Raw genomic sequence first — 21,051 nt, forward strand, 5'->3', positions numbered from 1 at the left:
TCCCGCCGCCCCAGGGCGCTGTTGCGCCCTGGGGCTCGTGCGTATAGTGTGCCCGCACCATGGAATCGATGCCCACCCCGCCCCTGTTCGCGCGCCAGCCTGTTTTCACTGCTTCGCTTAGCGTGTTCGGCCACGAACTGCTCTACCGCCAGGCCTTGGGCTCGACCCAGGCCGTGTTCGCGGACATGGACGCCGCCACCCTGACCGTGCTGGCCGGGGCCTTCCAGTGGCAGCCCGGGGACCTCTCGGGCGGGCAGAAGATCATGGTCAATTTCGGGCGGCGCACCATCCTGGACAAGGCCCCCTACGCCCTGCCCGCCGCGCGCACCGTGGTGCAGGTGGACGAGACCGTGCTTCTGGACGACGCCCTGCTGGACGCCCTGCGCGCGCTTCGCGCCGAGGGCTGCATGGTGGCCGTGAACGGTTTCAGGGCGCGCCCCGAGGCCCAGGCGCTCCTGGACGTGGCCGACATCGCGGTGATCGACTTCTTGGGCTCCTCGCCCGAGGAGCTGGCGGAACTCCTCAAGCCCGTGCAGGAGCGCAAGATCGCGGCCATGGCCAAGAAGGTGGAGGACGCCGAGGCCTTCGCGCTCTGCAAGAAGCTCGGGTTCGCGCTGTTCCAGGGCTACTTCTTCAAGCGCCCCGAGGTGGTGCCCGGCCGCAGGCTCGCCTCCAACGAGCTGGCGCGGCTCAAGCTTCTGCGCCTGACCCAGTCCGACCAGCCCGACGAGGAGTCCCTGGGCGAGGCCATTCGCACGGACGTCTCCATCACCTACCGGCTGCTCAGCTATCTCAACTCCCCCCTGCACGGGCAGAAGATGGCCACGCTCTCCGTGCCCAGGGCCGTGATGGTGCTCGGCTGGAAGCAGCTCAAGAACTGGCTCCGGGTCATCGCCCTGACCGACCTCTCGCCTTCGGGCAAGTCCGAGGAGTTGTCCTTCCTGGCGCTCCAGCGCGCGCGCTTCTTCGAGCTCACGGCCAAGGGCCTGGGCAGGTCCGCCCCGGACGCCGAGAACCTCTTCACGTTGGGGCTCTTCTCGCTCCTGGACGCGCTGCTCCAGGCGCCCATGAGCGAGGTGCTCTCCGGGCTGCCCCTGGACGACGACGTGATGCGCGCCCTGGAAACGGGCCAGGGGCCGATGGCCTCGTGGCTCGTGATGGCGCATTCCTTCGAGCAGGGCGACTGGCCCGGGCTCGAGCGCGCCCTGGCCGAACTCGGCATCCCGGCGGAGCTGGCCGCCGAGAGCTACGGGCAGGCCATGGAGTTCGCGGCCTCGGTCAAGCGGATGGGGTCGTAAGCGCGCGGATGCGCTCCACCACGGGCGGATGGCTGTAGTGCAGCCAGACCGTGAGCGGGTGCGGGGTGAGGTTCGAGAGGTTGGCCTTGGAGAGCGTGACCAGCGCCGAAGCCAGGGCCTTGGCCCCTCCCGGGCCATGGGCCGCATAGGCGTCCGCCTCGAATTCGAAGCGCCGGGAGGCCATGTTGGCCAGCACTCCCAGAAGAAGCGCCAGGGGCTGGTAGGCCAGCCCGAAGAGCGCGAGTCCCGCGTAGGCCGACGGCTCGGCCACCCCGAAGGCCCGCTGCACTGCCGCCCCCTCCAGGAAAAGCTGCAACACCCAGAGCACGAGCCCCATCTTGGCCATGGCCAGCACGAATCCCTTGCGGATGTGCCCCAGCCTCGCGTGCCCCATCTCGTGGGCCAGCACCGCCACCACCTGTTCCACCGTCATCTTGTCGATGAGCGTATCGTAGAGGCTTATGCGCTTGCGCTTGCCGATGCCCGTGAAAAAGGCGTTGGCCTTGCTCGAGCGCTTGGAGCCGTCCATGACGAAGATGCCCCCCAGGCTGAAGCCCGCGCGAGCGGCGTAGTCCTCGATGGCCCGGCGCAACTCGCCCTCGGGCAGGGGGGAGAAGCGGTTGAAGAGCGGCAGGATCCACACCGGGGCCACCACGAGCATCACCAGGGTGAAGGCAGCGATCACGGCCCAGGCAGCGAGCCAGGCATGGGGGCCCAGCGTGCCGTAGGCCCAGAGCACCGCAGCCAAGAGGGCCCCGCCCAGCACCGCGCCGAGAAGCAGGCCCTTGACCCGGTCCGCGACGAAGACGCGCCAGGTGGTCTTGTTGAACCCGAAGCGCTCCTCCAGGACGAAGGTGCCGTAGACGTCGAAGGGCAACCCCAGGGTGGACTGGGCCAGGGAAAGCGCACCCAGGAACATGAGCCCGGAAGCCACCGGGCCAAAGCCCGCATCCCGCACAAGCGCGTCCAGCCAGCCGAACCCGCCCGCCAGGGCGAAGGCGCACACCAGGGCCAGGTCGAAGCTCTCGCGCGCCCATTCGAGCCTGGCCCCGGCGCGCAGGTAGCGCTGGGAGGTTTCGTACTCCACGGGGTCGAACACGCCCGCGAACTCGGGCGGAAGCCCGGCCTTAAGGGCGCGCACGTTGTAGTGGCGCGCAAGCCCTGTTATGGCCCAGGCAAGGCAGAGCGAACCAAGGACAGCGAAAACGTAACCGTTCATGAACACGGCGATTCTCCATTTTCACGGTGAGCTCGAGGAGCTTGCCGGGGGCGGGTGCAGGCCCTACGCCGTCACGCGCCGGGCGTCGGTCAAGGACGTCGTCGAGGCGCTGGGCGTGCCGCACACGGAAGTATACTCCCTGGAGGCGGATGGGCAACCCGTGGGATTCTCCATGCTTCTTGAACCGGGCCAGGCCGTGCATGTCCGGCCCGGGACCCCGCCCGTGGACGTGACCGCGCCTGGCGCGCTGCGCGAACCCCTGGGCGCGCTCAGGTTCCTGGCCGACGTCAACGTTGGCAGGCTGGCCACGTACCTGCGCCTTCTGGGCATCGACACGGCCTACGACAACGCGAGAAAGGACGCGGACCTGGCAAGGCTCGCTCATGACGAGGGGCGAGTGGTGCTGACCATGGACCGGGGCGTGCTCCGGCGCAAGGCCGTGCAGTGGGGCAGGCTGGTACGGCTGGCCGACCCCGTGGAGCAGGCCCGGGACGTTGTGCGCTTCTTCGGGCTTTCGTCGCTTGTAAACCCCATGAGCCTTTGCGTGCGCTGCAACGTCCCCCTGGGGCGCGCGCATAAGGCCGACGTGCTGCACCTGCTTCTGCCCCTGACCCGCGCGCACTACCACGCGTTCACCCGCTGCCCGTCCTGCGGGCGCGTCTACTGGGCGGGGTCGCACCACGCCAAGATGGCGGCCATGGCCCAAAGGATCATCGCTCCCTGAGGCGAACGGCTCGCGGGCAACCGGGCCGGGCGTTCACCCCCTCCCGGCCGCTGGCGCGGCGGGTTTTCCCGCGCTCGTGAGCCAGGCTCCGGTCAGGGCCGTGAACGGGGCCACCAGGGCCTTGTCCCCGGCCTTGAACAGCTTGCCCGGGAAAAGGTTATCCGCCCAGACCGCGCGGCCCTTGAAAGGGCCTTCGGGGATGCGCGCCTCCACGCGCTGGTCCCCTTCCAGCACCCCGCGGTATTGTCGCAGATTGCTGTTGTCCGTTGAAATAACCTCGGTCTTCACGGCCAGGGGGGCCGTGTTCTGTCATCGGGTAAAACGGGGGCTCGCCGCATGTGCGCGCCCCCTTGGTCGAAGGTCGGGTAGTCGCGCCGATTTCCCGGCAGGCGCTGCCCCCGGAGACCGCCGCCAGGACTTGAGCCCTGGACCCGGCGGGGCATGACGCCCCGCGCCGCATCGGTTTCATGAAACCGCTCCCTCCCGCCTGCCTTGACACCTTCGCCCGCGTCGCGCATGAAAGTGACCATGCAAAATCTTCGGCCGCCCATGCGCGGCCGAGCCAACCGGAGGCCCAGATGGACCCTGAGACCGTGAAAGGCCTTACCCGCAGGCAGTTCAACACCCTGGCGGCGTCGGCCGCCGCAATGGCCGCGCTGGGCGCATTTTCACCGCAAGGCGCGCAAGCGCAAGGAGGAGCCGTGTTCCCCATCCCCGCCCTGCCCTATCCCGAGGACGCCCTGGAACCCGTGATATCGGCCAAGACCCTCTCGTTCCACTACGGAAAGCACACCAAGGCCTACTACGACAACATGAACAAGGCCCTGGCCGACAAGCCCTCGGCCGGGATGAGCCTGGAGAAGGTGTTCCTGGACGCGGCCAAGGACGCGGCCGCCATGGGGCTCTTCAACAACTCGGCCCAGTCCTGGAACCACACCTTCTACTTTTCGGGCCTGAAGAAAGGCGGAGGCGGCGCGCCCTCGGGCAAGCTGGCCGACGCCATAAACACCTCCTTCGGCTCCTTCGACAAGTTCAAGGAGGCCTTCCTGGACGCGGCCATGACCCAGTTCGCCAGCGGCTGGGCCTGGCTGGTGGCCGAAGGAACGCAGCTCAAGGTGGTCAAGACCCCCAACGCCATGAACCCCATGGTCAACGGCCAGAAACCGCTCTGGACCGTGGACGTGTGGGAGCACGCCTACTACCTGGACTACCAGAACCGGCGCGCGGACTACGTGAAGGACGTGATCGAGAAGCTGGCCAACTGGGATTTCGTGGCCAAGAATCTGGGCTAGCGGCGACAAGGATAATTATCTAACGAATCGAAGGCCCCTGGATCCGCTCAAGCGGATCAAGGGGCCTTCGATTATTTCAAGTGGGCGGTGATGCCCGCGAAGCTGTCTATTTGTACGCCGCGCCGTGGGCCGCGGACTTCACCGACCGGGCGTAGCGCCTGAGCAGCCCCGAGGGTTGGGGCTTTTCCACGGGCTTGAAGGCGGCGCGGCGCTTGCTCAACTCTTCCTCGCCGACCATCAGGTCCAGCCTGCGGGCCGGGATGTCCACCTCGATGGTGTCCCCGTCCCGGACGAGCCCGATGGGCCCGCCCTCGGCCGCCTCGGGGGAGACGTGGCCGATGGCCGGGCCGCGCGTGCCGCCGGAGAAGCGCCCGTCGGTGATGAGCGCCACGTCCGAGCCCAGGCCCATGCCCATGATGGCCGCCGTGGGCGAGAGCATCTCGCGCATGCCCGGGCCGCCCTGGGGGCCTTCGTAGCGGATGATCAGGGCCTGGCCCTTCTTGATCTCGCCCGCAAGGATGGCCTTGTAGGCGTCCTCCTCGGAGTCGAAGCAGCGCGCGGTGAGGGTGCGCTTCATCATCTCCGGGGCCACGGCGGACTGCTTGACCACCGCGCCGTCCGGGGCGAGCGAGCCCTTGAGCACGGCGATGCCGCCCTGGGGCGAGTAGGGGGCGGCGTCGCGGATCACGTCGGGGTCGGTGATCACGGGTTTGATGCGCTCGAGGTTTTCGCCCACGGTGAGCCCGGTGACGGTCATGGGGCTCGTGTCGATGAGCCCGCGCGCCACCAGGGCGTTCATCACGGCCGGGATGCCGCCCGCGCGGTGCAGGTCCTCCACGATGCGGTGGTGTCCGGCCGGGGAGAGCTTGCAGAGGTTGGGGGTGCGTGCGCTGACCTTGTCGAAGATGTCCAGGGTCAGGTCGATTCCGGCCTCGGCGAAGATGGCGGGCAGGTGCAGCACGGTGTTGGTGGAGCAGCCGAGCGCCATGTCCATGGTCACGGCGTTGGACACGGCGGCCTCGGTGACGATGTCGCGGGGTTTGATGTCCTTTTCCAGGAGCTCCATGACCTTCATGCCCGCGTTCTTGGCCAGGCGCACGCGCTCGGCCGAAACGGACGGGATGGTGCCGTTGCCGGGCAGGGCCAGGCCGATGGACTCGGCCAGGCAGTTCATGGAGTTGGCCGTGAACATGCCCGAGCAGGAGCCGCAGCCCGGGCAGGCGCGGGTCTCCAGGTCGTCGAGTTCGGCCTCGGTCATCTCGCCGGTCTTCACGCGGCCCACGGCCTCGAACACGCTGATCAGGTCCACGGGCTTGCCCCCGAAGGAGCCGGACATCATGGGCCCGCCGGACACGAGCACGGACGGGATGTTCAGGCGCAGCATGGCCATGAGCATGGCCGGGACGGTCTTGTCGCAGTTGGGGATGAGCACGAGCGCGTCGAAGGGGTGCGCCGTGGCCATGATCTCGATGGAGTCGGCGATCAACTCGCGGCTGGGCAGGGAGAACCGCATGCCCGCGTGGTTCATGGCCAGGCCGTCGCACACGCCGATGGCGGGAAATTCCAGGGGGGTGCCCCCGGCCATGCGCACGCCCGCCTTCACGGCCGTGGCGATGGTGTCCAGGTGGATATGTCCGGGCACGACCTCGTTGGCGGAATTGACGATCCCGACCAGGGGCCGCTTCATCTCCTCGCGGGTGAGCCCCAGGGCGTGGAGCAGGGAACGGTGCGGGGCCTTCTCGATCCCTCCGGTCATCAGGTGGCTTCTCATGTGGGCTCCTTGGGTGGGATGAAAGGGCTGGATAGCCCCAAGGGGGGCCGGTTGTCATCCATGAAAACCGGCGGAGGGAGCGGCTTTTCTTCCGCTCCCGGTTGAGCTTTTGCCGAAAAAGTGTGATGAGGCAAAATTGATGCGCAGGGGGGCGCAGGCCCGGAATACGGGCCTTGCGGCGTCTCCCCGCGCCGTCGGCGTCGGCGATGCGGAGTACAAAATGACCGGCAGTAGCAACGATTCGGACACGGCCCTGCGAGCGCGGGCCGAAGCGCTCCTGAACGATCTCGATCCGGCCACGGCCGGGGAACGCCTGGAAGCCCTGCGGCGGCTGGTGGAACAAGCCCTGGCCCGCAACGAGGAACTCGAACGGCGCGGCGCCGGACTCGAGCGCTCCCTCGAGTGGTACCGCCAGCTTCATTCGCTCGCTCCCCTTGGCTATTTCGTCCTGGACAGGGAGGGCCTCATCCTGGAGGCGAACCTGGCTGCGGCGGGGCTGTTCGGCGAGGCCCCGGAGAACATGGCGTTCAAGTCCCTGCATGCCTGCCTGGCCCCGGGAAGCCGGGGGGTGTTCCAGCGGCACGTGACGAACGTGTTCGAGAAGAGGACGCCCCAGTCCTGCGAGCTCACCTTGCGTGGCCCGCACGGGAAGGCCGTGTGCGCGTCCGTGCACTCCCTGGCCGTGGACCAGCGCGAGACGGGGGCGGTGATGCTCTCGGCCGTGACGGACATCACCGAGCGCGTCATGGCCGAGCAGCGGCTCAAGTCCTCGGAGGCGCGCTTCAGGCAGCTGGTGGAGAACATCCGCGAGGTGTTCTGGGTGCGCGAGGTGGCCACCGAGAAGATCCTCTACGTCTCCCCGGCCTTCCCCGACATCTGGGGCAGGCCCGCCACTGAAATGTACGAGGACCCCTCGCTCTTCGTGCGCACCGTCCACCCCGAGGACCGCGACCGCATGCTCGATGCCATGCGCAGGCTCAGGGTCACGGGCGAGAAGTTCTCGGAGCGTTTCCGGGTGGTGCGGCCCGACGGCTCGGTCCGCTGGGCCTGGGCCAGGGCCTTCCCGGTGCGCGACGAGTCCGGGGCCATCTACCGCCTGGTCGGGCTGGCCGAGGACATCACGGAAAACAGCCGCCTGGAGGAGGAGCTGCGCTCCGCCAAGGAGGCTGCCGAGCGCGCCAGCACCACCAAGAGCGAGTTCCTGGCCAACATGAGCCACGAGATCCGCACGCCCATGAACGCCATCGTCGGCATGACCAGGCTTCTCATGGAGAGCCCGCTCAGGCCCGAGCAGCGCGAGCTCTTGAGCGACGTGGAGACGGCCTCCCAGGCGCTCCTGGCCATCATCAACGACATCCTGGACCTCTCCAAGATCGAGGCGGGCAAGGTGGACCTGAAGATCGACCCCTTCGACCTCTGGCCCTCGCTCAACGCCACGGTGCGCACCATGGCCATCCCGGCGGAGCGCAAGGGGCTCAAGCTCTCCCTGGAGATCGACCCGGCGACGCCCAGGCGCATCTTCTCCGACCCCGACAGGCTCAGGCAGGTGCTCGTCAACCTGACGGGCAACGCCATCAAGTTCACCCGCCAGGGCTCCGTGACGCTCAGGGTCTGGCCGAGCCCCGGCAGGATGGTCGACGACGCGGGCAGCACCTTCGCCACCATCAATTTCTGCGTGGAGGACACGGGGATCGGCATCGCCGAGGACAAGCTCGGGGTGATCTTCGACACCTTCACCCAGGCCGACCTGACCACCACCAAGTCCTACGGCGGCACGGGCCTGGGCCTGGCCATCTGCAAGCGCCTGGTGGACCTGCTGGGCGGGTCCATCGCGGTGGAGAGCACGCTCGGCAAAGGCTCGCGCTTCAGCTTCTCCATCCTGGCCGAACTCATGTCAGAGGACGGGCCGGGCAGGGAAGAGCTCCCCCGGGCGCGGCCCGAGGAGCCCCGGCACAAGGCCCTCTCCATCCTGCTGGCCGAGGACAACGAGCTCAACCAGCGCTTCGCCGTGAAGTTCCTGCGCATGCGCGGCCACGAGGTGCGCGCCGTGTCCAACGGCAGGCAGGCGCTGGAGGCCCTGGCCAAGGGCTGCTTCGACCTGGTGCTCATGGACGTGTCCATGCCCGAGATGGACGGCCTGGAGGCCACCATGGCCGTGCGCGCCCACGACGGCTCGGCCTTCGACCCGACCATTCCCATCGTGGCGGTCACGGCCCACGCCGTGAAGGGCGACCAGGAGCGCTTCCTGGAGGCGGGCATGAACGCCTACCTCTCCAAGCCCCTGGACCTTGAGGCCTTCGACCGCACCGTGCGCGAGATCACAAGCTCCTACCGGGGCGGGGAGCAGTGCCGCACGAGAAGCGGCCAGGCCCGCCTGGAATCCGCGCGGCCCTTCGACACGGAGCTCCAGGCCCAGCGCTTCGCGGGCATGCAGGAGTTCCTGCCCGAGCTTCTGGAACTCTTCCGCAAGAACGCCCCGGCCTGCCTGGAGAAGATCCGGGGCGCCGTGGCCGGGCAGGACATGCGGGAGGCCTCCAAGGGCGCGCACACCCTCAAGGGCATGGCCTCCGTGGTCTGCGCCACCGCGGTGGAGAAGGCCTCGGCCCAACTGGAGGAGGCCGCCAGGGAGGCCCGCCCGGGCGCGGCGCGCGAACTCCTGACAGTGTTGGAGGCCCGCGTGGGCGCGGCCCTTGCCAGCCTGGACAACCCCTGAGGGAGCTGGCGCACCATGAGCGAATACGTACAGCACTCCCTGGACGGCGCGGGCGTGGGGCAGGTGGAGAAGCGCTTCTTCACCTTCGCCCAGAACGACCCCTTCCCCCTGGAAAGCGGCGCCCAGATCGGCCCCGTGACCCTGGCCTACGAAACCTGCGGGGAGCTCTCCCCGGACGGCTCCAACGCCGTGCTGGTCTGCCACGCGCTCACGGGCGACTCCCACGCGGCCGGGGTCTACTCGCCTTCCGACCCCAAACCCGGCTGGTGGGAGGTGATGGTCGGGCCGGGCAAGGGCATCGACACGGACAAATATTTCGTGGTCTGCTCCAACGTGCTCGGCGGGTGCATGGGCTCCACCGGCCCGGCCAGCGTCAACCCGGCCACGGGCGCCCCCTGGGGACTCTCGTTCCCGGTGCTGACCATCGGCGACATGGTCCGCGCCCAGCGGGCGCTCCTCGAGCATCTGGGCGTCAAGAGGCTCCTGGCCGTCATCGGCGGTTCCATGGGCGGGATGCAGGTGCTGGACTGGGCCGCGCGCTTCCCGGAGATGGTGGTCTCGGCCATCCCCCTGGCCACGGCGGCCAGGCACACGGCCCAGCACATCGCCTTCCACGAGGTGGCCAGGCAGGCCATCGTGGCCGACCCCTGCTTCAACGGCGGCGACTACTACGCCGCCGGCAAGCCCGCCCACGGCCTGGCCGTGGCGCGCATGATCGGCCACATCACCTACCTCTCGGACGAGGCCATGCGCCAGAAGTTCGGCCGGGGGCTCCAGGACCGGGGAGACTTCTCCTTCAGCTTCGACGCGGACTTCCAGGTGGAGTCCTACCTGCGCTACCAGGGGCGCAAGTTCGTAGAGCGCTTCGACGCCAACTCCTTCCTCTACATCACCCGCGCCGCCGACTACTTCGACCTGGCCGCCACCCACGGCGCGGGCTCGCTGACAAAGGCCTTCTCGCGCGGGGACGTGCGCTTCCTGGTGGTCTCCTTCAGCTCGGACTGGCTCTACCCCACCTACCAGTCGCGCGAGCTGGTGCAGGCGCTCAAGCGCGCGGGCCGCGACGTGAGCTTCTGCGAGATCGAGGCCCAATGGGGGCACGACGCCTTCCTGCTGGACAACCCGCGTCTAAGCGGCCTCATCTCCGGCCACCTGGAGCGCACCCGGCGCGACCTGCAAGGAGCCCTCTCGTGACCCGCCGCTACGACCTGGACCTGATCGCCTCGTGGATAGCGCCCGGCTCGCGCGTCTTGGACCTGGGCTGCGGCCAGGGGGAGCTTCTGGAGATGCTCTACGCGGCCAAGCAGGTGCGGGGCTTCGGCGTGGAGCGCGACGAGAACCGCGCCGCGGCGGGCATCGCCAGAGGGGTGTCCATCCTTCAGGGCGACATCGCGGAGGAGGTCAAGGGCTACCCGGACCAGTCCTTCGACTTCGTGGTGCTCTCGCAGACCCTGCAGCAGGTGCCGGAGCCCATGCCGCTCATCCAGGAGATGCTCAGGGTCGGCAGGAAGGCGGTGGTGAGCTTTCCGAACTTCGCGCACTGGCGTTGCCGGTGCCAGCATTTCTTCCTGGGGCGCGCGCCCGTGACCCCGGAGCTGCCCTACGAGTGGCACGATACGCCGAACATCCGGGTGATCGCCTTCAAGGACTTCATCTCGTTCTGCAACCGGTACGGGTTTCCGATCCTGGAGGCGGCGGCCGTGAAGACGGACCCGGCCACCGGAGGAGGCGTGGTGCTCTCCTGGATGGCCAACGTGCGGGCCACGTACGGGATATTCCTGCTCGGCCGGAGCTGAAGGGCTTCGTTGTGCGCGACCCGTCGCCCTGGGCCGGCGAGCCAGGCGTCAGGCGGCTAGGACCGATTTGAAGACGATCCGTCGCCGCCCGCCTCCTGCCTCGCCGGCCCAGGGCGACGGGTCGCGCGCGTACGTGCGGACGGTGAGAGGGGAAGAGAAATAAATCCGGAAAGGGCGGGAAAATGCCGAAGCCAACCGCCGGGGTCCGGGGGGAGGCTTCTCCCCCCGGCCGCCGGAGGCATCAGTCTTTCCTGAAGAGAATGTCGGCCGACACTTCGCGCACGTTGGCCGTTCCGGTGAGCAGCATGGCCGAGACCAGCTCGGCCTGCATCTTCTTGAGCACGGCGGCCACACCTTCCGCGCCGCCTCCGAACGCTCCCACGGCCAGGGGGCGTCCCACCAGCACCGCGTCGGCTCCCAGGGCCAGAAGCTTCAAGACGTCCGCGCCCGTGCGCACGCCACCGTCGGCCAGGATCACCGCGCGCCCCTTCACCTTGGCCGCGATCTCGGGCAGCACCTCGGCCGCGCCCGGGGTGTGGTCGAGCACGCGCCCGCCGTGGTTGGAGACCACGATGGCCGCCGCGCCCGCGCCCACGGCCAGCTGGGCCTCGTCCGGGGTCATGACGCCCTTGACGATGAAGGGCAGGGTTGTGGAGTCGATCAGCTCCTTGAGCTCCACGAAGGTCTTGGGCCCCACGGGCTGGCCCTTGAGGGCCATGGTGATGAGCCCTGCGCCGTCCACGTCCATGCCCACGGCCGCAACCTTGGCCTCCTCGGCCTGGCGGATGCGCGCGAGCACCTGGTCCTGCTGGCGGGGCTTGATGAAGGCCGCGCCGTGCCCGCCCTTGTCCGCGATGGCCGCGAGGCCGCTCTCGTACATGGCGGCGTCCGCGCCGTCGCCGCAGGTGCCCATGGTCCCGGCGGCCATGGAGCCCTCGACGATCATGCGGATGAACACGTCCTCGGCGAGCTTCCCGCCCATGTTGTAGGCCACGCCGGTCATGGGCGCGGCCAGGATGGGCATGGAGAGGTCCAGGCCCAGGAAGGTGAAGGATGTGTCGGCCTGCTTCACGCCGTGGATGGTGCGCAGGTTGAGCCGCAGGGCCTTCAAGGCCTCCAGGTTGGCCATGAAGGCCTGGCCCGAGCCCGCGCCGCCCATGCCGGGAACCTCTCCCGCGCAGACGCGGCCGTCGCACACCGGGCAGACCCGGCAGTATCCCTTCATTTCGTCGCGCGCTTTCTTGCGCATCGCGGCCATGTCCATACACGCCTCCGTATTTTTGCTGTTGTCGCTTTGTCCTCAGTGCAGGGGCACGTTGCCCGCGCCCGCCTTGCGCGAGCGCAGGATCAGGATGCCCGGCAGGCACGCCAGGCTCACTACCCCAAGGAGCCGGAAACTGTCGAGGTAGGCAAGCAGGCTGGCCTGTTGCCCGAGCAAGGATTGGAGGAGCGCGAGCGAAGCCTGCTTGGCCTGCACCGGGTCCATGAACTGGGCCAGGTAGGCCTGCGCGCCGCCCAGGAACTCCTGGAGCCTGGGGCTCGTGGGGGCCAGGTTGGCCGAGAGGTGCGTCTGGTGCGTCTGCGCGCCGCGCGCCACCATGGTGGTGACGATGGAGATGCCGATGCCGCCCCCGATGTTGCGCATCAGGTTGAAGATGCCCGAGGCGTTGCCCATCTGGTCCTGGGGCAGCCCGCCCATGGCCGTGGTGGTCAGGGGCACGAAGATGAACCCCAGCGAGAGGCCCATGATCACGTTGGGCCAGGCGATGTGGGCCTTGTCTATCTCCAGGTTGATGCCCGCGAAGTGGAAGGACACCCCGGCCAGGATGGCGAACCCGGCGGTGATGAGGAGCCTCGAGTCCACCTTGCCGATCAGCCTGCCCACCAGCATCATGGCCACGATGGCCCCGATGCCGCGCGGGCTCAGGGCCAGGCCGCTGTCCATGGCCGAGTAGCCCATGAGGCTTTGCAGGAAGAGCGGCTGGAGGGTGATGGTGGCGTAGAGCACCATGCCGAGAAGCGTCATCATCACCGTGCCCGTGGCGAGGTTGGCGTTTTTCAGCACCCTGAGGTTCACGATGGGGTGCTTGGCCTTGAGCTCCCAGAGCACGAACGCCGCCATGGAGGCCGCCGAGAGCACGGAGAACCAGACGATCCAGGGCGCGGCGAACCAGTCCTCCTGCTGGCCCTTGTCCAGCACCACCTGGAGTGTGGCCAGCCACACGGCCATGAGCCCGAAGCCCACGTAGTCCACGGAGCCCTGGCGCTTGCGCGCGGTGGCCAGGTACGGCGGGTCCTCGATGACGGCCTTGCACAAGAGGAAGGCCAGTACGCCCACGGGGAGGTTGATGTAGAACATCCAGCGCCAGGAGTAGTTGTCCGTCATCCAGCCGCCGAGCGTCGGCCCCACGATGGGGGCCACCACCACGCCCATGCCGAAGATGGCCATGGCCACGCCGCGCTTGGCCGGGGGGGCGCTCTCCAGGAGGATGGCCTGGGAGAGCGGCTGGAGCGCGCCGCCCGCCGCGCCCTGGACGATGCGCGCGAGGATGAGCATGGGCATGGTCGTGGCCGCGCCGCACCAGGCCGAGGCCAGGGTGAAGAGCACCACGCACGCGAGCAGGAAGCGCTTTCGCCCCATGCGCACGGAGAGCCAGCCAGTCATGGGCAGCACCACGGCGTTGGCCACCAGGTAGCTGGTGAGCACCCAGGTGGCCTCCTCCTGACTGGCGGAGAGCGTGCCCGCCATGTGCGGCAGGGCCACGTTGGCCATGGTGGTGTCCAGCACCTCCATGATGGTGGGCAGCATCACGGCCATGGCGATGGCCCCGAGCCCGGCCGAGGGTTTCCAGGGTTCGGCTTGGTGGGACATGGCCTAGTGCACGCGCACCGTGGGCACCACGGACATGCCCGGGGCCAGGTGCAGCCCTTCCGCCGGGGGGGCGGGCGAGAACACGATCTTCACGGGCACGCGCTGCACCACCTTCACGTAGTTGCCCGAGGCGTTCTGCGGGGGCAGCAGGCTGAAGGCCGCCCCGGTCCCGGCCTGGATGCTGTCCACGCGGCCCGCGAAGGAGCGGCCGGGGTAGGCGTCCACGGCGATGTCCACGTGCTGGCCGGGCTGCATGCCCTTGATCTGGGTCTCCTTGAAGTTGGCCACCACCCACACGCCGTCGCCCACGAGGCTGAGCATGGCCTGGCCCGCCTGCACGTAGTCCCCGGGCTCCACGGACTTCCTGGTGACCTTGCCGTCCACGGACGCGGTCACCGTGGCGTAGGAGAGGTCCAGGAGGTCCTTTTCCAGGGCCGCGCGGCATTTGTCCACGGCCGCGGCGGCCGTCTCGATCTGCACCTCGGCCAGCGCGGCCTGGGCCTCGGAGGCGGCCACGCGCTTGCGCGCGGCCTGGTGCGAGGAGGAGGTGGTGCGCGCCAGGGTGTCGGCGTTGTCACGGGCCTGCTGGGAGACCGCGCCCGTGACCACCAGGCGGTTGTAGCGCGTGAGGTCCGTGGAGGCGTTGGAGGCCTGGGCCTCGGCCGCGCCCGCGTCGGCCCGGGCCTGCTCGGCCAGGGCCCTGGACGCCTGGTGCTGCGAGCGGGCCTCGCGCAGCTTCTGCTCGGCCTCGGCCAGGTCCGCCCGGGACTGGTTGGCCTTGGCCTGGAACGTGGCCGTGTCCAGGCGCGCGAGCACGTCCCCGGCCTTGACCCGCTGGTTGTCCTGCACGGCCACCTCCACCACGCGCCCGGCCACCTGGGCCGAAACGCTGGTCACGTGGCCGGCGATGAAGGCGTCGTCGGTGTGCTCCACGGAGCGCGCGTTCCACCACCACAGGCCCGCGGCCCCCGCGGCCGCCAGGGCGAGCACGGCCACCAGGGCCAGCGCGGCCCTGCCCCTGGAACCTTCAGCCATGGCCGCCCGTACGGCGGCGGCGTTCTTCAGCTGGTCCGGGCTCACTTCGCGAGGACCTCCGAGCAGTTGGTCGCGTCCAGGCGTACCTTGGAGAGAAGCGTGACCAGGGTCTTCAATTCCTCGTCGTCGAGGCCGGACATGACCTCGGTCTGGTGCGTGAAGATTCCGGGCAGCATTTCGTCCAGGATACGCTGGCCCTGCGGCAAAAGCCCGATGCGCACCACGCGCCGGTCAGCCGGGTCCTCGATGCGCTCGGCCAGGCCGTCGCGGACCATGCCCGAGAGCACGGCGGACACCGTGGGCGTGGTCACGCCGACCATTTCGGCCAGTTTGCACACCGGCACGGGCTCGGGCTCGCGGCTCAAGAGGTTGAGGATCATGAACCGGCCGTAGGACAGGCCGCGCTTGGCGAGGCTTCTTTCCACGCAGTGGTGCAGCAGGGTTCCCGTGCGCAACACGTGCAGGTAGGCCTCGGCCACGGCGATGTTCATCGTGGGGTAGCGCTTGGCGCGCTCGACAAGGGTCTGGTAGCTGGGCAATTCCTTGAGAATCATGATCGCCTCCGTCAATGTTCGCTGACTATCTGTTAGCCTGCTAATGTTTGTAAAGCGAACAATCTCTCGTCGTTTTTTACAGGCAGCGGGTTACGCCGGGTATGGAAAAAAGTCGCCGCGTGGATGCAAGGGGTTGTATTGAAAAGAAAAAAAGCCCCGACAAGGGCGCCGGGACCGGATGGGGCCTCGAGGCTAGAAGCCCTGTTCCAGGGGCGGGCTCACGAGCGCGCCCTCGGGCGGTGCGGCCTTGGGCACGTCCGCGTGCAACAGGCGCACCTTGCGGCCTTCGATGCGCAGGCGGTCGGCGGCCAGCCAGGCGATGGCCTGGGGCAGCACGCGGTGTTCGCACTTGAGGATGCGCGCGCCCAGGCTCTGGGCGTCGTCTCCCGGGTAGGCGGGCACGGCGGCCTGGATGACCACGGGGCCGTGGTCCATGATCTCGTCCACGAAGTGCACGGTGCACCCGGCGATCTTCACGCCGTAGTCCGCGGCGTCGCGCTGGCCGTTCACGCCCGGGAAGCTCGGCAGGAGCGCCGGGTGGATGTTCAGCACCCGGCCGGGGAAGGCCCCCAGGAATTCGGACGAGAGCAGGCGCATGAACCCGGCCAGGACCACGGCCTCGGCCCCGGAGTCCTTGATGGCCCGGACCATGGCCCGGTCGAACTCCAGGCGGCCGGGGTAGTCGGTGTGGGGCATGCACAGGGCGGGCAGGCCGTGGCTGCGGGCGCGCTCCAGGCCGTAGGCGTCCGCCTTGTTGGAGAGCACCAGGCTTACGCGCGCGTCCAGCGCCCCGTCCTCGATGCGGTCGATGACGGCCTGGAGGTTCGACCCCGAGCCCGAGACCAGGACCGCGATTCTCATCGGCTTCATGCGTATTCCTTCGCTTGTATGTAGCCAAGTTATCGACTATCGAAAGGCGAGGAGGCAACGATGCTCACTCAAGCCGAAGCTGACCGATTGATGGAGATGGAGAAAATTAGGGTAGACACAGCTCCTCATCATTTCCCTTTCCCTGGAAGGTCATTAAGAATACCTTTGAGCTCTAGAGATCGCCAGGAAAACTTTATGTTGGATATAACGCATAGTGGAATTGTACTCAACAAAGCAACGTATCAGAATCGCGTGAGGAAGAGCATCGTGCTGGTCAGGTTAGATTTAGAGGGTCCTCCACATCGCAATCCCGACGGCGAGGAGATGCCTTGCCCACATATTCATATTTATCGCGAGGGGTATGATGTTAAATGGGCATACCCCGTCGAGCTTACGCGTTTTGCAAGCATTGATGACCTTTACTTGACTCTGGATGATTTCATGGCATATTGTAATATTGTAGACAGGCCAACAATATATCGGACATTAATGCAATGAATAATGAAGTTAGAGGGTTAGTGGATGAATATCTCAAGTGGCTTAAGGAGAAAACCGTCGTCAAGCAGACTGGCGAGTGGACTGAGGTCACGACGCCATTTGTTGATCGCCATAACGATTTGTTGCAAATCTATGTAAGGCAACAGGGCGATGATTTTCTTATGACAGATGATGGCTATATCATCGCCGACTTAAACAACTCTGGATGCTCCCTGAGTACGCCAAAGCGAAAAGCGTTACTGCAAACGGTTTTGAATGGATTTGGAGTCGACTTTGATGGGAAAAGCATTACAGTTATTGCAAGAAAAAACAATTTTTCCCTTAAAAAGCATAATTTATTGCAAGCAATGCTTGCAATAAATGATTTATTTAGTCTCGCGGAGTCAAATGTTGTAAGTTTGTTTTTTGAGGATGTGGAAAAATGGCTTGATGAAAATCATATTCGTTATACACCTAGTGTAAAAATTACTGGCAAATCTCGGTATGATCACTATTTTGATTTTGTGATCCCAAGATCGAAAGAATATCCTGAGCGCGTCCTTCAGGTTGTTACCAATCCAAGCAGAGCAACTGTTGAGTCGTTTGCTTGGGCCTGGGTAGATACAAGAGAGGTCCGTCGTCCTGGGACTAGGGCTTTTGCTGTCTTGAATGACAAGAAGCCCATCTCTCCAGCGGTGTTGGATGCACTCAAGTCCTACGAAGTTATCCCGGTTCTGTGGGGTAACCGTTCAGAACTACTGCCTGAAATAGTCAATTAGCCCTCCGCCAGGGCCTTGGCCAGCGCCGGGATGGTGTACTTCTCGGGCTGGATGTCCGGCGTGAAGCCGTGCTTGCCGAGCGTGGCCGCCGTGATGGGGCCGATGCAGGCGATCTTGAGCTTGCCGCGCAGGGGCACGATGCGCTCGGCCGGGATCATGGCGAAGAAGTTGTCCACCGTGGAGGAGCTGGTGAAGGTGAGATAGTGGATCTCGCCCTCCTCGATGGCCGCGACGACCTCGTCCGGGTCCTGCTGGGCGAGCTTGGTCTCGTAGACCGGGAGCACTTCGACGAGCGCCCCGGCCTTGGCCAGCTCCTCGGGCAGCACCTCGCGGGCCTTGGCCGCGCGGGGGATGAGCACCTTGCGCCCGCCGATCTGCAGGGCCAGCAGGCCCTCCACCACGGACTCGGCGATGTACTTGTCCGGCACGAAGTCTGCGCGGATGCCGCGCTCGGCCAGGGCCTGGGCCGTGGCCGGGCCGATGGCCGCCACCTTGAGCGTGCCCAGGGCACGCGCGTCCAGGCCCATGGCGGCAAGTTCGTGCCAGAAGTACTTCACCCCGTTGACCGAGGTGAACACCAGCCAGTCGAAGCAGGAGAGCCGCCCGAGGGCCTCGCGCACGGGCGCGGTGTCCTGAAGGGGCTCCACCTCGATGGTGGGGAACTCCCAGGCGCACGCGCCCATGTCCGTGAGGGTGCGCACCAGGTCGCTGGCCTGCTCGCGCGAGCGGGTGACCACCACGCCCTTGCCCAGCAGGGGGCGCTTCTCGAACCAGTTGAGCCTGTCGTGCAGCCCGACCACCTCGCCCACAACCAGGAGCGACGGGGCCTTGAAGCCCTGGCGCTTGGCCTCGGCCGGGATGTCCTCCAGGGTGGAGACCATGGAGCGGTGGCGGCAGGTGGTGCCCCAGCGCACCAGGGCGGCGGGGGTCTTGGGGTCGCGCCCTCCGGCGATGAGCCTTTTCGAGATCTCGGGCAGGTTCTTTACGCCCATGAAGAACACCAGGGTGGACGCGGCCTGGGCCAGGGCGGGCCAGTTGTGCGCGGACTCGTCCTTGGTGGGGTCCTCGTGGCCGGTGATGAAGCTCACGGAGGAGGCGAACTTGCGGTGCGTGATGGGGATGCCCGCGTAGGCCGGGGCGGCCACGGCGCTGGTCACGCCCGGGATGACCTCGAAGGTCAGGCCCGCGTCCAGGAGCTCCTCGGCCTCTTCCGCCCCGCGCCCGAACACGTAGGGGTCGCCGCCCTTCAGGCGCGCCACCACCTTGCCCTCCCGGGCCTTGGCCACCAGGAGCTTGTTGATGTCGCCCTGGGCCAGGGTGTGGTCCCCGCCCTTCTTGCCCACGTAGATCACTTCCGCGTCGGGACGCCTGAAGTCCAGGAAGGCCTTGTTGGCCAGGTAGTCGTAGACCAGCACGTCCGCGGTCTCCAGCACGTGTTTGGCCTTGAGGGTGAGAAGTCCCGGGTCGCCGGGTCCCGCGCCGATCAGGTAGACGTTGGGCATGGTGGAAAAGCCTTGGGGCGGTTTAGCGGTTTGCGTCCTGCTCGAACACGGCCTTGGCCGTGGACAGGGCGTTGAGCGACGCCGGGAAACCGGCGTATCCGGCAATCTGCATGAAGACTTCCGCGATTTCCTCGCGGCTGAGCCCGGCGTTCAGGGCGTTTCGCACGTGGGCCGCCAGCTGGGGCTGGGCATGGCCCAGGGCCGCGATGGCCGAGAGCGTCACGAGCATGCGCTCGCGCATGGACAACCCGGGCCGGGCGTACACGTCGCCGAAAAAGCCCAGGATGATCTCGGTCATGTCCGGGGCCACGCCCGCGAAGAGCTCCCGCAGGCGCGCCTCGTTGCCGGGTTCGAGCCGGGCCAGGATCTCCCGGCCCTTCCCGATGCGGTCTTCCCCCACGGAGGGTTATTCCTCGCGCAGGACGCTGTTGATGGTCACCGGGTCGGCGGGCACGTCGTCGTGGTAGCCCACGCGCTTGGTGCGCACCTTCTTGATCTTGTTCACCACGTCCATGCCGTCCACCACCTTGCCGAACACGCAGTAGCCCCAGCCCTCGGGGGTCTTGCCCTTGTGGTCGAGGAAGAGGTTGTCGTTCACGTTGATGAAGAACTGCGCGGTGGCGCTGTGGGGGTCCATGGTGCGGGCCATGGCCAGGGTGCCGGTGAGGTTGGAGAGCCCGTTGTCGGCCTCGTTGATCACGGGGGCGTTGGTGGGCTTCTCCTTCATGGTGGGGCTCATGCCGCCGCCCTGGATCATGAAGTTGTCGATGACGCGGTGGAAGATGGTGCCCTCGTAGAAGCCGTCGTCCACGTATTGGAGGAAGTTGGCCACCGTGGCCGGGGCCTTGTCCGGGTAGAGTTCGATGGTGATCAGGCCCATGGAGGTTTCCATCAGTACCATGTTCGTGCGCTCCTTGCAGAGTTCTGATTGCGTGTGGGCCATCTAGCGCACATCGGCCCTGGAGTCCATCCCCGGCGAAAACCGGTATTAATTGCGAAAAATGTCAAATATTGCGTGAACCGTAACCCGAGTCGTGGTAGGAGGGACTCATCGATCACCTCAAGGGGGAGAGTAATGAACAAGGCCACCTGGGAAAAAGTGTTTGAATACGCATCCATGCCCGTGCACGGCACGCTTTCGCGCAAGCTTCGCAAGGGGCTCAGGATTCAGATCAACGAGGGCAAGGTGTACGAACTGGCCACGCTGTTTCTGGGCGAGGAGTTCCTGCGCGTGACCGAGAAGAGCGGAAAGGAGTCCATCAACTCCTATTACGCCTGGGACAAGCTCTATTGCGTGCGCACCATGAGCGAGAGCGACGAATAGCGGAAAACGACGAAAACGCGAAATCAACGCGTTTCGTGGAGACGAAAAAAGGCCCTGGGCGCTTTCAAGGCGCCCAGGGCCTCGTGCCTGGCGAAGCGTCCGGCCTGGCCGGCGACGCGCGAAGCCTAGCGCCCCCTGGCCTGGTAGCGGTTGATCCTGGCCTCCAGCCTGCGCGAGAGCTCGGTCAGGACGAAACAGACCACGAAATAGAGCACGGCCACGGTGATGAATATCTCGAACGGGGCCTTGAGCGTGCGGCTGTTGACCTGGGTGGCGGTCTTGGTCAGCTCGGTCACGCCGATGATGTAGGCCAGGGACGTGTCCTTGGTCAGGGAGACGAACTGGTTCACGAACGAGGGGATCATGTTGAAGAGCGCCTGGGGCAGGATGATGTGCACCATGGTCTGGAAGTGCGAAAGCCCCGAGCCCCGCGCGGCCTCGGTCTGGCCCTTGGGCAGCGAGAGCACGCCCGCGCGCACGATCTCCGCGATGTAGGCGCTGGTGAACACGATGAGCGCCACGATGGCCGACTGCCAGTCCGGCAGGCTCTTGCCCAGAATCACCGGGGCCAGGAAGTAGAACCAGAAGATGACCATCAGAAGGGGCGTTCCCCTGATGACCTCGATGTAGACCATGGAGGGGATGCGCAGCCAGGCCCGCTTGGAGAGCCTGCAAAGCCCCACGCCCAGGCCCAGCCAGAACGCCCCGAAGATGCCGCCCAGGGCCATGAGGATGGACATGGACAGGCCGCCCAGCGGCCCCCTGGGGAAGGCTCCCCACAGGAAATAGTCGAAGTTCCTCCAGACGACGTCCCAATGCATGGCT

The 21,051-nt window shown here is 66.7% G+C and carries 21 protein-coding genes; 9 read left to right on the forward strand and 12 right to left on the reverse strand.

Annotated elements, in window-relative coordinates:
* Positions 1-59 precede the first annotated feature (59 nt).
* Positions 60-1,298: an EAL and HDOD domain-containing protein gene (locus ACZ5V4_RS10480; RefSeq protein ID WP_464314802.1), complete on the forward strand. Its 1,239-nt coding sequence runs from the start codon at positions 60-62 to the stop codon at positions 1,296-1,298.
* On the opposite strand, the gene ACZ5V4_RS10485 is transcribed toward ACZ5V4_RS10480, so the two are convergent.
* Positions 1,279-2,517 carry a M48 family metallopeptidase gene (locus ACZ5V4_RS10485; RefSeq protein WP_464314803.1) on the reverse strand — a complete coding sequence of 413 codons (1,239 nt, stop codon included), beginning with the start codon at positions 2,515-2,517 and terminating at the stop codon, positions 1,279-1,281. The two genes, ACZ5V4_RS10480 and ACZ5V4_RS10485, sit on opposite strands and share 20 nt — an antisense overlap.
* Between ACZ5V4_RS10485 and ACZ5V4_RS10490 the strand changes: the two genes are divergently transcribed.
* Entirely contained in the window at positions 2,516-3,241 is a 726-nt protein-coding gene (locus ACZ5V4_RS10490) for a Mut7-C RNAse domain-containing protein (protein WP_464314804.1), read from the forward strand. The two genes, ACZ5V4_RS10485 and ACZ5V4_RS10490, sit on opposite strands and share 2 nt — an antisense overlap.
* 33 nt (positions 3,242-3,274) lie before the next feature.
* Here ACZ5V4_RS10490 and ACZ5V4_RS10495 read toward each other — a convergent pair whose 3' ends face one another.
* The gene (locus ACZ5V4_RS10495) at positions 3,275-3,529 is read right to left on the reverse strand and encodes a hypothetical protein (protein WP_464314805.1); all 255 of its coding nucleotides are present in this window, start codon (positions 3,527-3,529) and stop codon (positions 3,275-3,277) included.
* A 290-nt stretch (positions 3,530-3,819) separates the two neighbouring features.
* On the opposite strand from ACZ5V4_RS10495, the gene ACZ5V4_RS10500 reads away from it, so the two are divergent.
* The gene (locus ACZ5V4_RS10500; protein WP_464314806.1) at positions 3,820-4,533 is read left to right on the forward strand and encodes a superoxide dismutase; all 714 of its coding nucleotides are present in this window, start codon (positions 3,820-3,822) and stop codon (positions 4,531-4,533) included.
* 106 nt (positions 4,534-4,639) lie between these two features.
* On the opposite strand, the gene ilvD is transcribed toward ACZ5V4_RS10500, so the two are convergent.
* Complete coding sequence (ilvD, locus tag ACZ5V4_RS10505) at positions 4,640-6,304, reverse strand: dihydroxy-acid dehydratase (protein WP_464314807.1); 1,665 nt, start codon at positions 6,302-6,304, stop codon at positions 4,640-4,642.
* Between the two features lie 220 nt (positions 6,305-6,524).
* Here ilvD and ACZ5V4_RS10510 point away from each other — a divergent pair, with 220 nt between their 5' ends.
* From ACZ5V4_RS10510 to metW, 3 genes are read left to right on the forward strand one after another with little or no spacing between them, the layout of a single operon-like run.
* Positions 6,525-9,017: a hybrid sensor histidine kinase/response regulator gene (locus ACZ5V4_RS10510; protein ID WP_464314808.1), complete on the forward strand. Its 2,493-nt coding sequence runs from the start codon at positions 6,525-6,527 to the stop codon at positions 9,015-9,017.
* Between the two features lie 15 nt (positions 9,018-9,032).
* Positions 9,033-10,211: a homoserine O-acetyltransferase MetX gene (gene metX / locus ACZ5V4_RS10515; RefSeq protein ID WP_464314809.1), complete on the forward strand. Its 1,179-nt coding sequence runs from the start codon at positions 9,033-9,035 to the stop codon at positions 10,209-10,211.
* The gene (metW, locus tag ACZ5V4_RS10520; protein ID WP_464314810.1) at positions 10,208-10,813 is read left to right on the forward strand and encodes a methionine biosynthesis protein MetW; all 606 of its coding nucleotides are present in this window, start codon (positions 10,208-10,210) and stop codon (positions 10,811-10,813) included. Before metX ends, metW begins: the two co-directional genes overlap by 4 nt.
* 241 nt (positions 10,814-11,054) lie before the next feature.
* Here metW and ACZ5V4_RS10525 read toward each other — a convergent pair whose 3' ends face one another.
* From ACZ5V4_RS10525 to purN, 5 genes are all read right to left on the reverse strand, one after another.
* Entirely contained in the window at positions 11,055-12,077 is a 1,023-nt protein-coding gene (locus tag ACZ5V4_RS10525; protein WP_464314811.1) for an alpha-hydroxy-acid oxidizing protein, read from the reverse strand.
* 36 nt (positions 12,078-12,113) lie between these two features.
* Positions 12,114-13,685, reverse strand: a complete 1,572-nt coding sequence (locus ACZ5V4_RS10530) for a DHA2 family efflux MFS transporter permease subunit (protein WP_464314812.1) — start codon at positions 13,683-13,685, stop codon at positions 12,114-12,116.
* Positions 13,686-13,688: 3 nt separating this feature from the next.
* Positions 13,689-14,765: an HlyD family secretion protein gene (locus ACZ5V4_RS10535; protein ID WP_464314813.1), complete on the reverse strand. Its 1,077-nt coding sequence runs from the start codon at positions 14,763-14,765 to the stop codon at positions 13,689-13,691.
* Positions 14,762-15,274 carry a MarR family winged helix-turn-helix transcriptional regulator gene (locus tag ACZ5V4_RS10540; protein WP_464314814.1) on the reverse strand — a complete coding sequence of 171 codons (513 nt, stop codon included), beginning with the start codon at positions 15,272-15,274 and terminating at the stop codon, positions 14,762-14,764. Before ACZ5V4_RS10540 ends, ACZ5V4_RS10535 begins: the two co-directional genes overlap by 4 nt.
* Before the next feature lie 192 nt (positions 15,275-15,466).
* Complete coding sequence (gene purN / locus ACZ5V4_RS10545) at positions 15,467-16,144, reverse strand: phosphoribosylglycinamide formyltransferase (RefSeq protein WP_464314815.1); 678 nt, start codon at positions 16,142-16,144, stop codon at positions 15,467-15,469.
* Between the two features lie 60 nt (positions 16,145-16,204).
* Between purN and ACZ5V4_RS10550 the strand changes: the two genes are divergently transcribed.
* Together ACZ5V4_RS10550 and ACZ5V4_RS10555 are read left to right on the forward strand one after the other, a co-directional pair.
* Positions 16,205-16,642: a DUF6978 family protein gene (locus tag ACZ5V4_RS10550; RefSeq protein WP_464314816.1), complete on the forward strand. Its 438-nt coding sequence runs from the start codon at positions 16,205-16,207 to the stop codon at positions 16,640-16,642.
* Positions 16,639-17,400 carry a DUF1828 domain-containing protein gene (locus ACZ5V4_RS10555; RefSeq protein ID WP_464314817.1) on the forward strand — a complete coding sequence of 254 codons (762 nt, stop codon included), beginning with the start codon at positions 16,639-16,641 and terminating at the stop codon, positions 17,398-17,400. Before ACZ5V4_RS10550 ends, ACZ5V4_RS10555 begins: the two co-directional genes overlap by 4 nt.
* Here the strand turns inward: ACZ5V4_RS10555 and cobA are convergent.
* The 3 genes from cobA to ACZ5V4_RS10570 are packed head-to-tail and all read right to left on the reverse strand — an operon-like array spanning position 17,397 to position 19,803.
* Entirely contained in the window at positions 17,397-18,902 is a 1,506-nt protein-coding gene (gene cobA, locus ACZ5V4_RS10560) for a uroporphyrinogen-III C-methyltransferase (protein WP_464314818.1), read from the reverse strand. The genes ACZ5V4_RS10555 and cobA overlap by 4 nt on opposite strands.
* Before the next feature lie 22 nt (positions 18,903-18,924).
* Positions 18,925-19,302 (reverse strand): carboxymuconolactone decarboxylase family protein, encoded by a 378-nt coding sequence (locus tag ACZ5V4_RS10565; protein WP_464314819.1) that lies wholly within the window; start codon positions 19,300-19,302, stop codon positions 18,925-18,927.
* 6 nt (positions 19,303-19,308) lie between these two features.
* Positions 19,309-19,803, reverse strand: a complete 495-nt coding sequence (locus ACZ5V4_RS10570) for a peptidylprolyl isomerase (RefSeq protein WP_464314820.1) — start codon at positions 19,801-19,803, stop codon at positions 19,309-19,311.
* Positions 19,804-19,977: 174 nt separating this feature from the next.
* On the opposite strand from ACZ5V4_RS10570, the gene ACZ5V4_RS10575 reads away from it, so the two are divergent.
* Positions 19,978-20,226, forward strand: a complete 249-nt coding sequence (locus tag ACZ5V4_RS10575) for a hypothetical protein (RefSeq protein ID WP_464314821.1) — start codon at positions 19,978-19,980, stop codon at positions 20,224-20,226.
* Between the two features lie 125 nt (positions 20,227-20,351).
* Here ACZ5V4_RS10575 and ACZ5V4_RS10580 read toward each other — a convergent pair whose 3' ends face one another.
* Complete coding sequence (locus ACZ5V4_RS10580; protein WP_464314822.1) at positions 20,352-21,047, reverse strand: amino acid ABC transporter permease; 696 nt, start codon at positions 21,045-21,047, stop codon at positions 20,352-20,354.
* Between the last annotated feature and the right edge of the window lie 4 nt (positions 21,048-21,051).

The sequence above is a fragment of the Fundidesulfovibrio sp. YSD1 genome, from assembly GCF_055397115.1.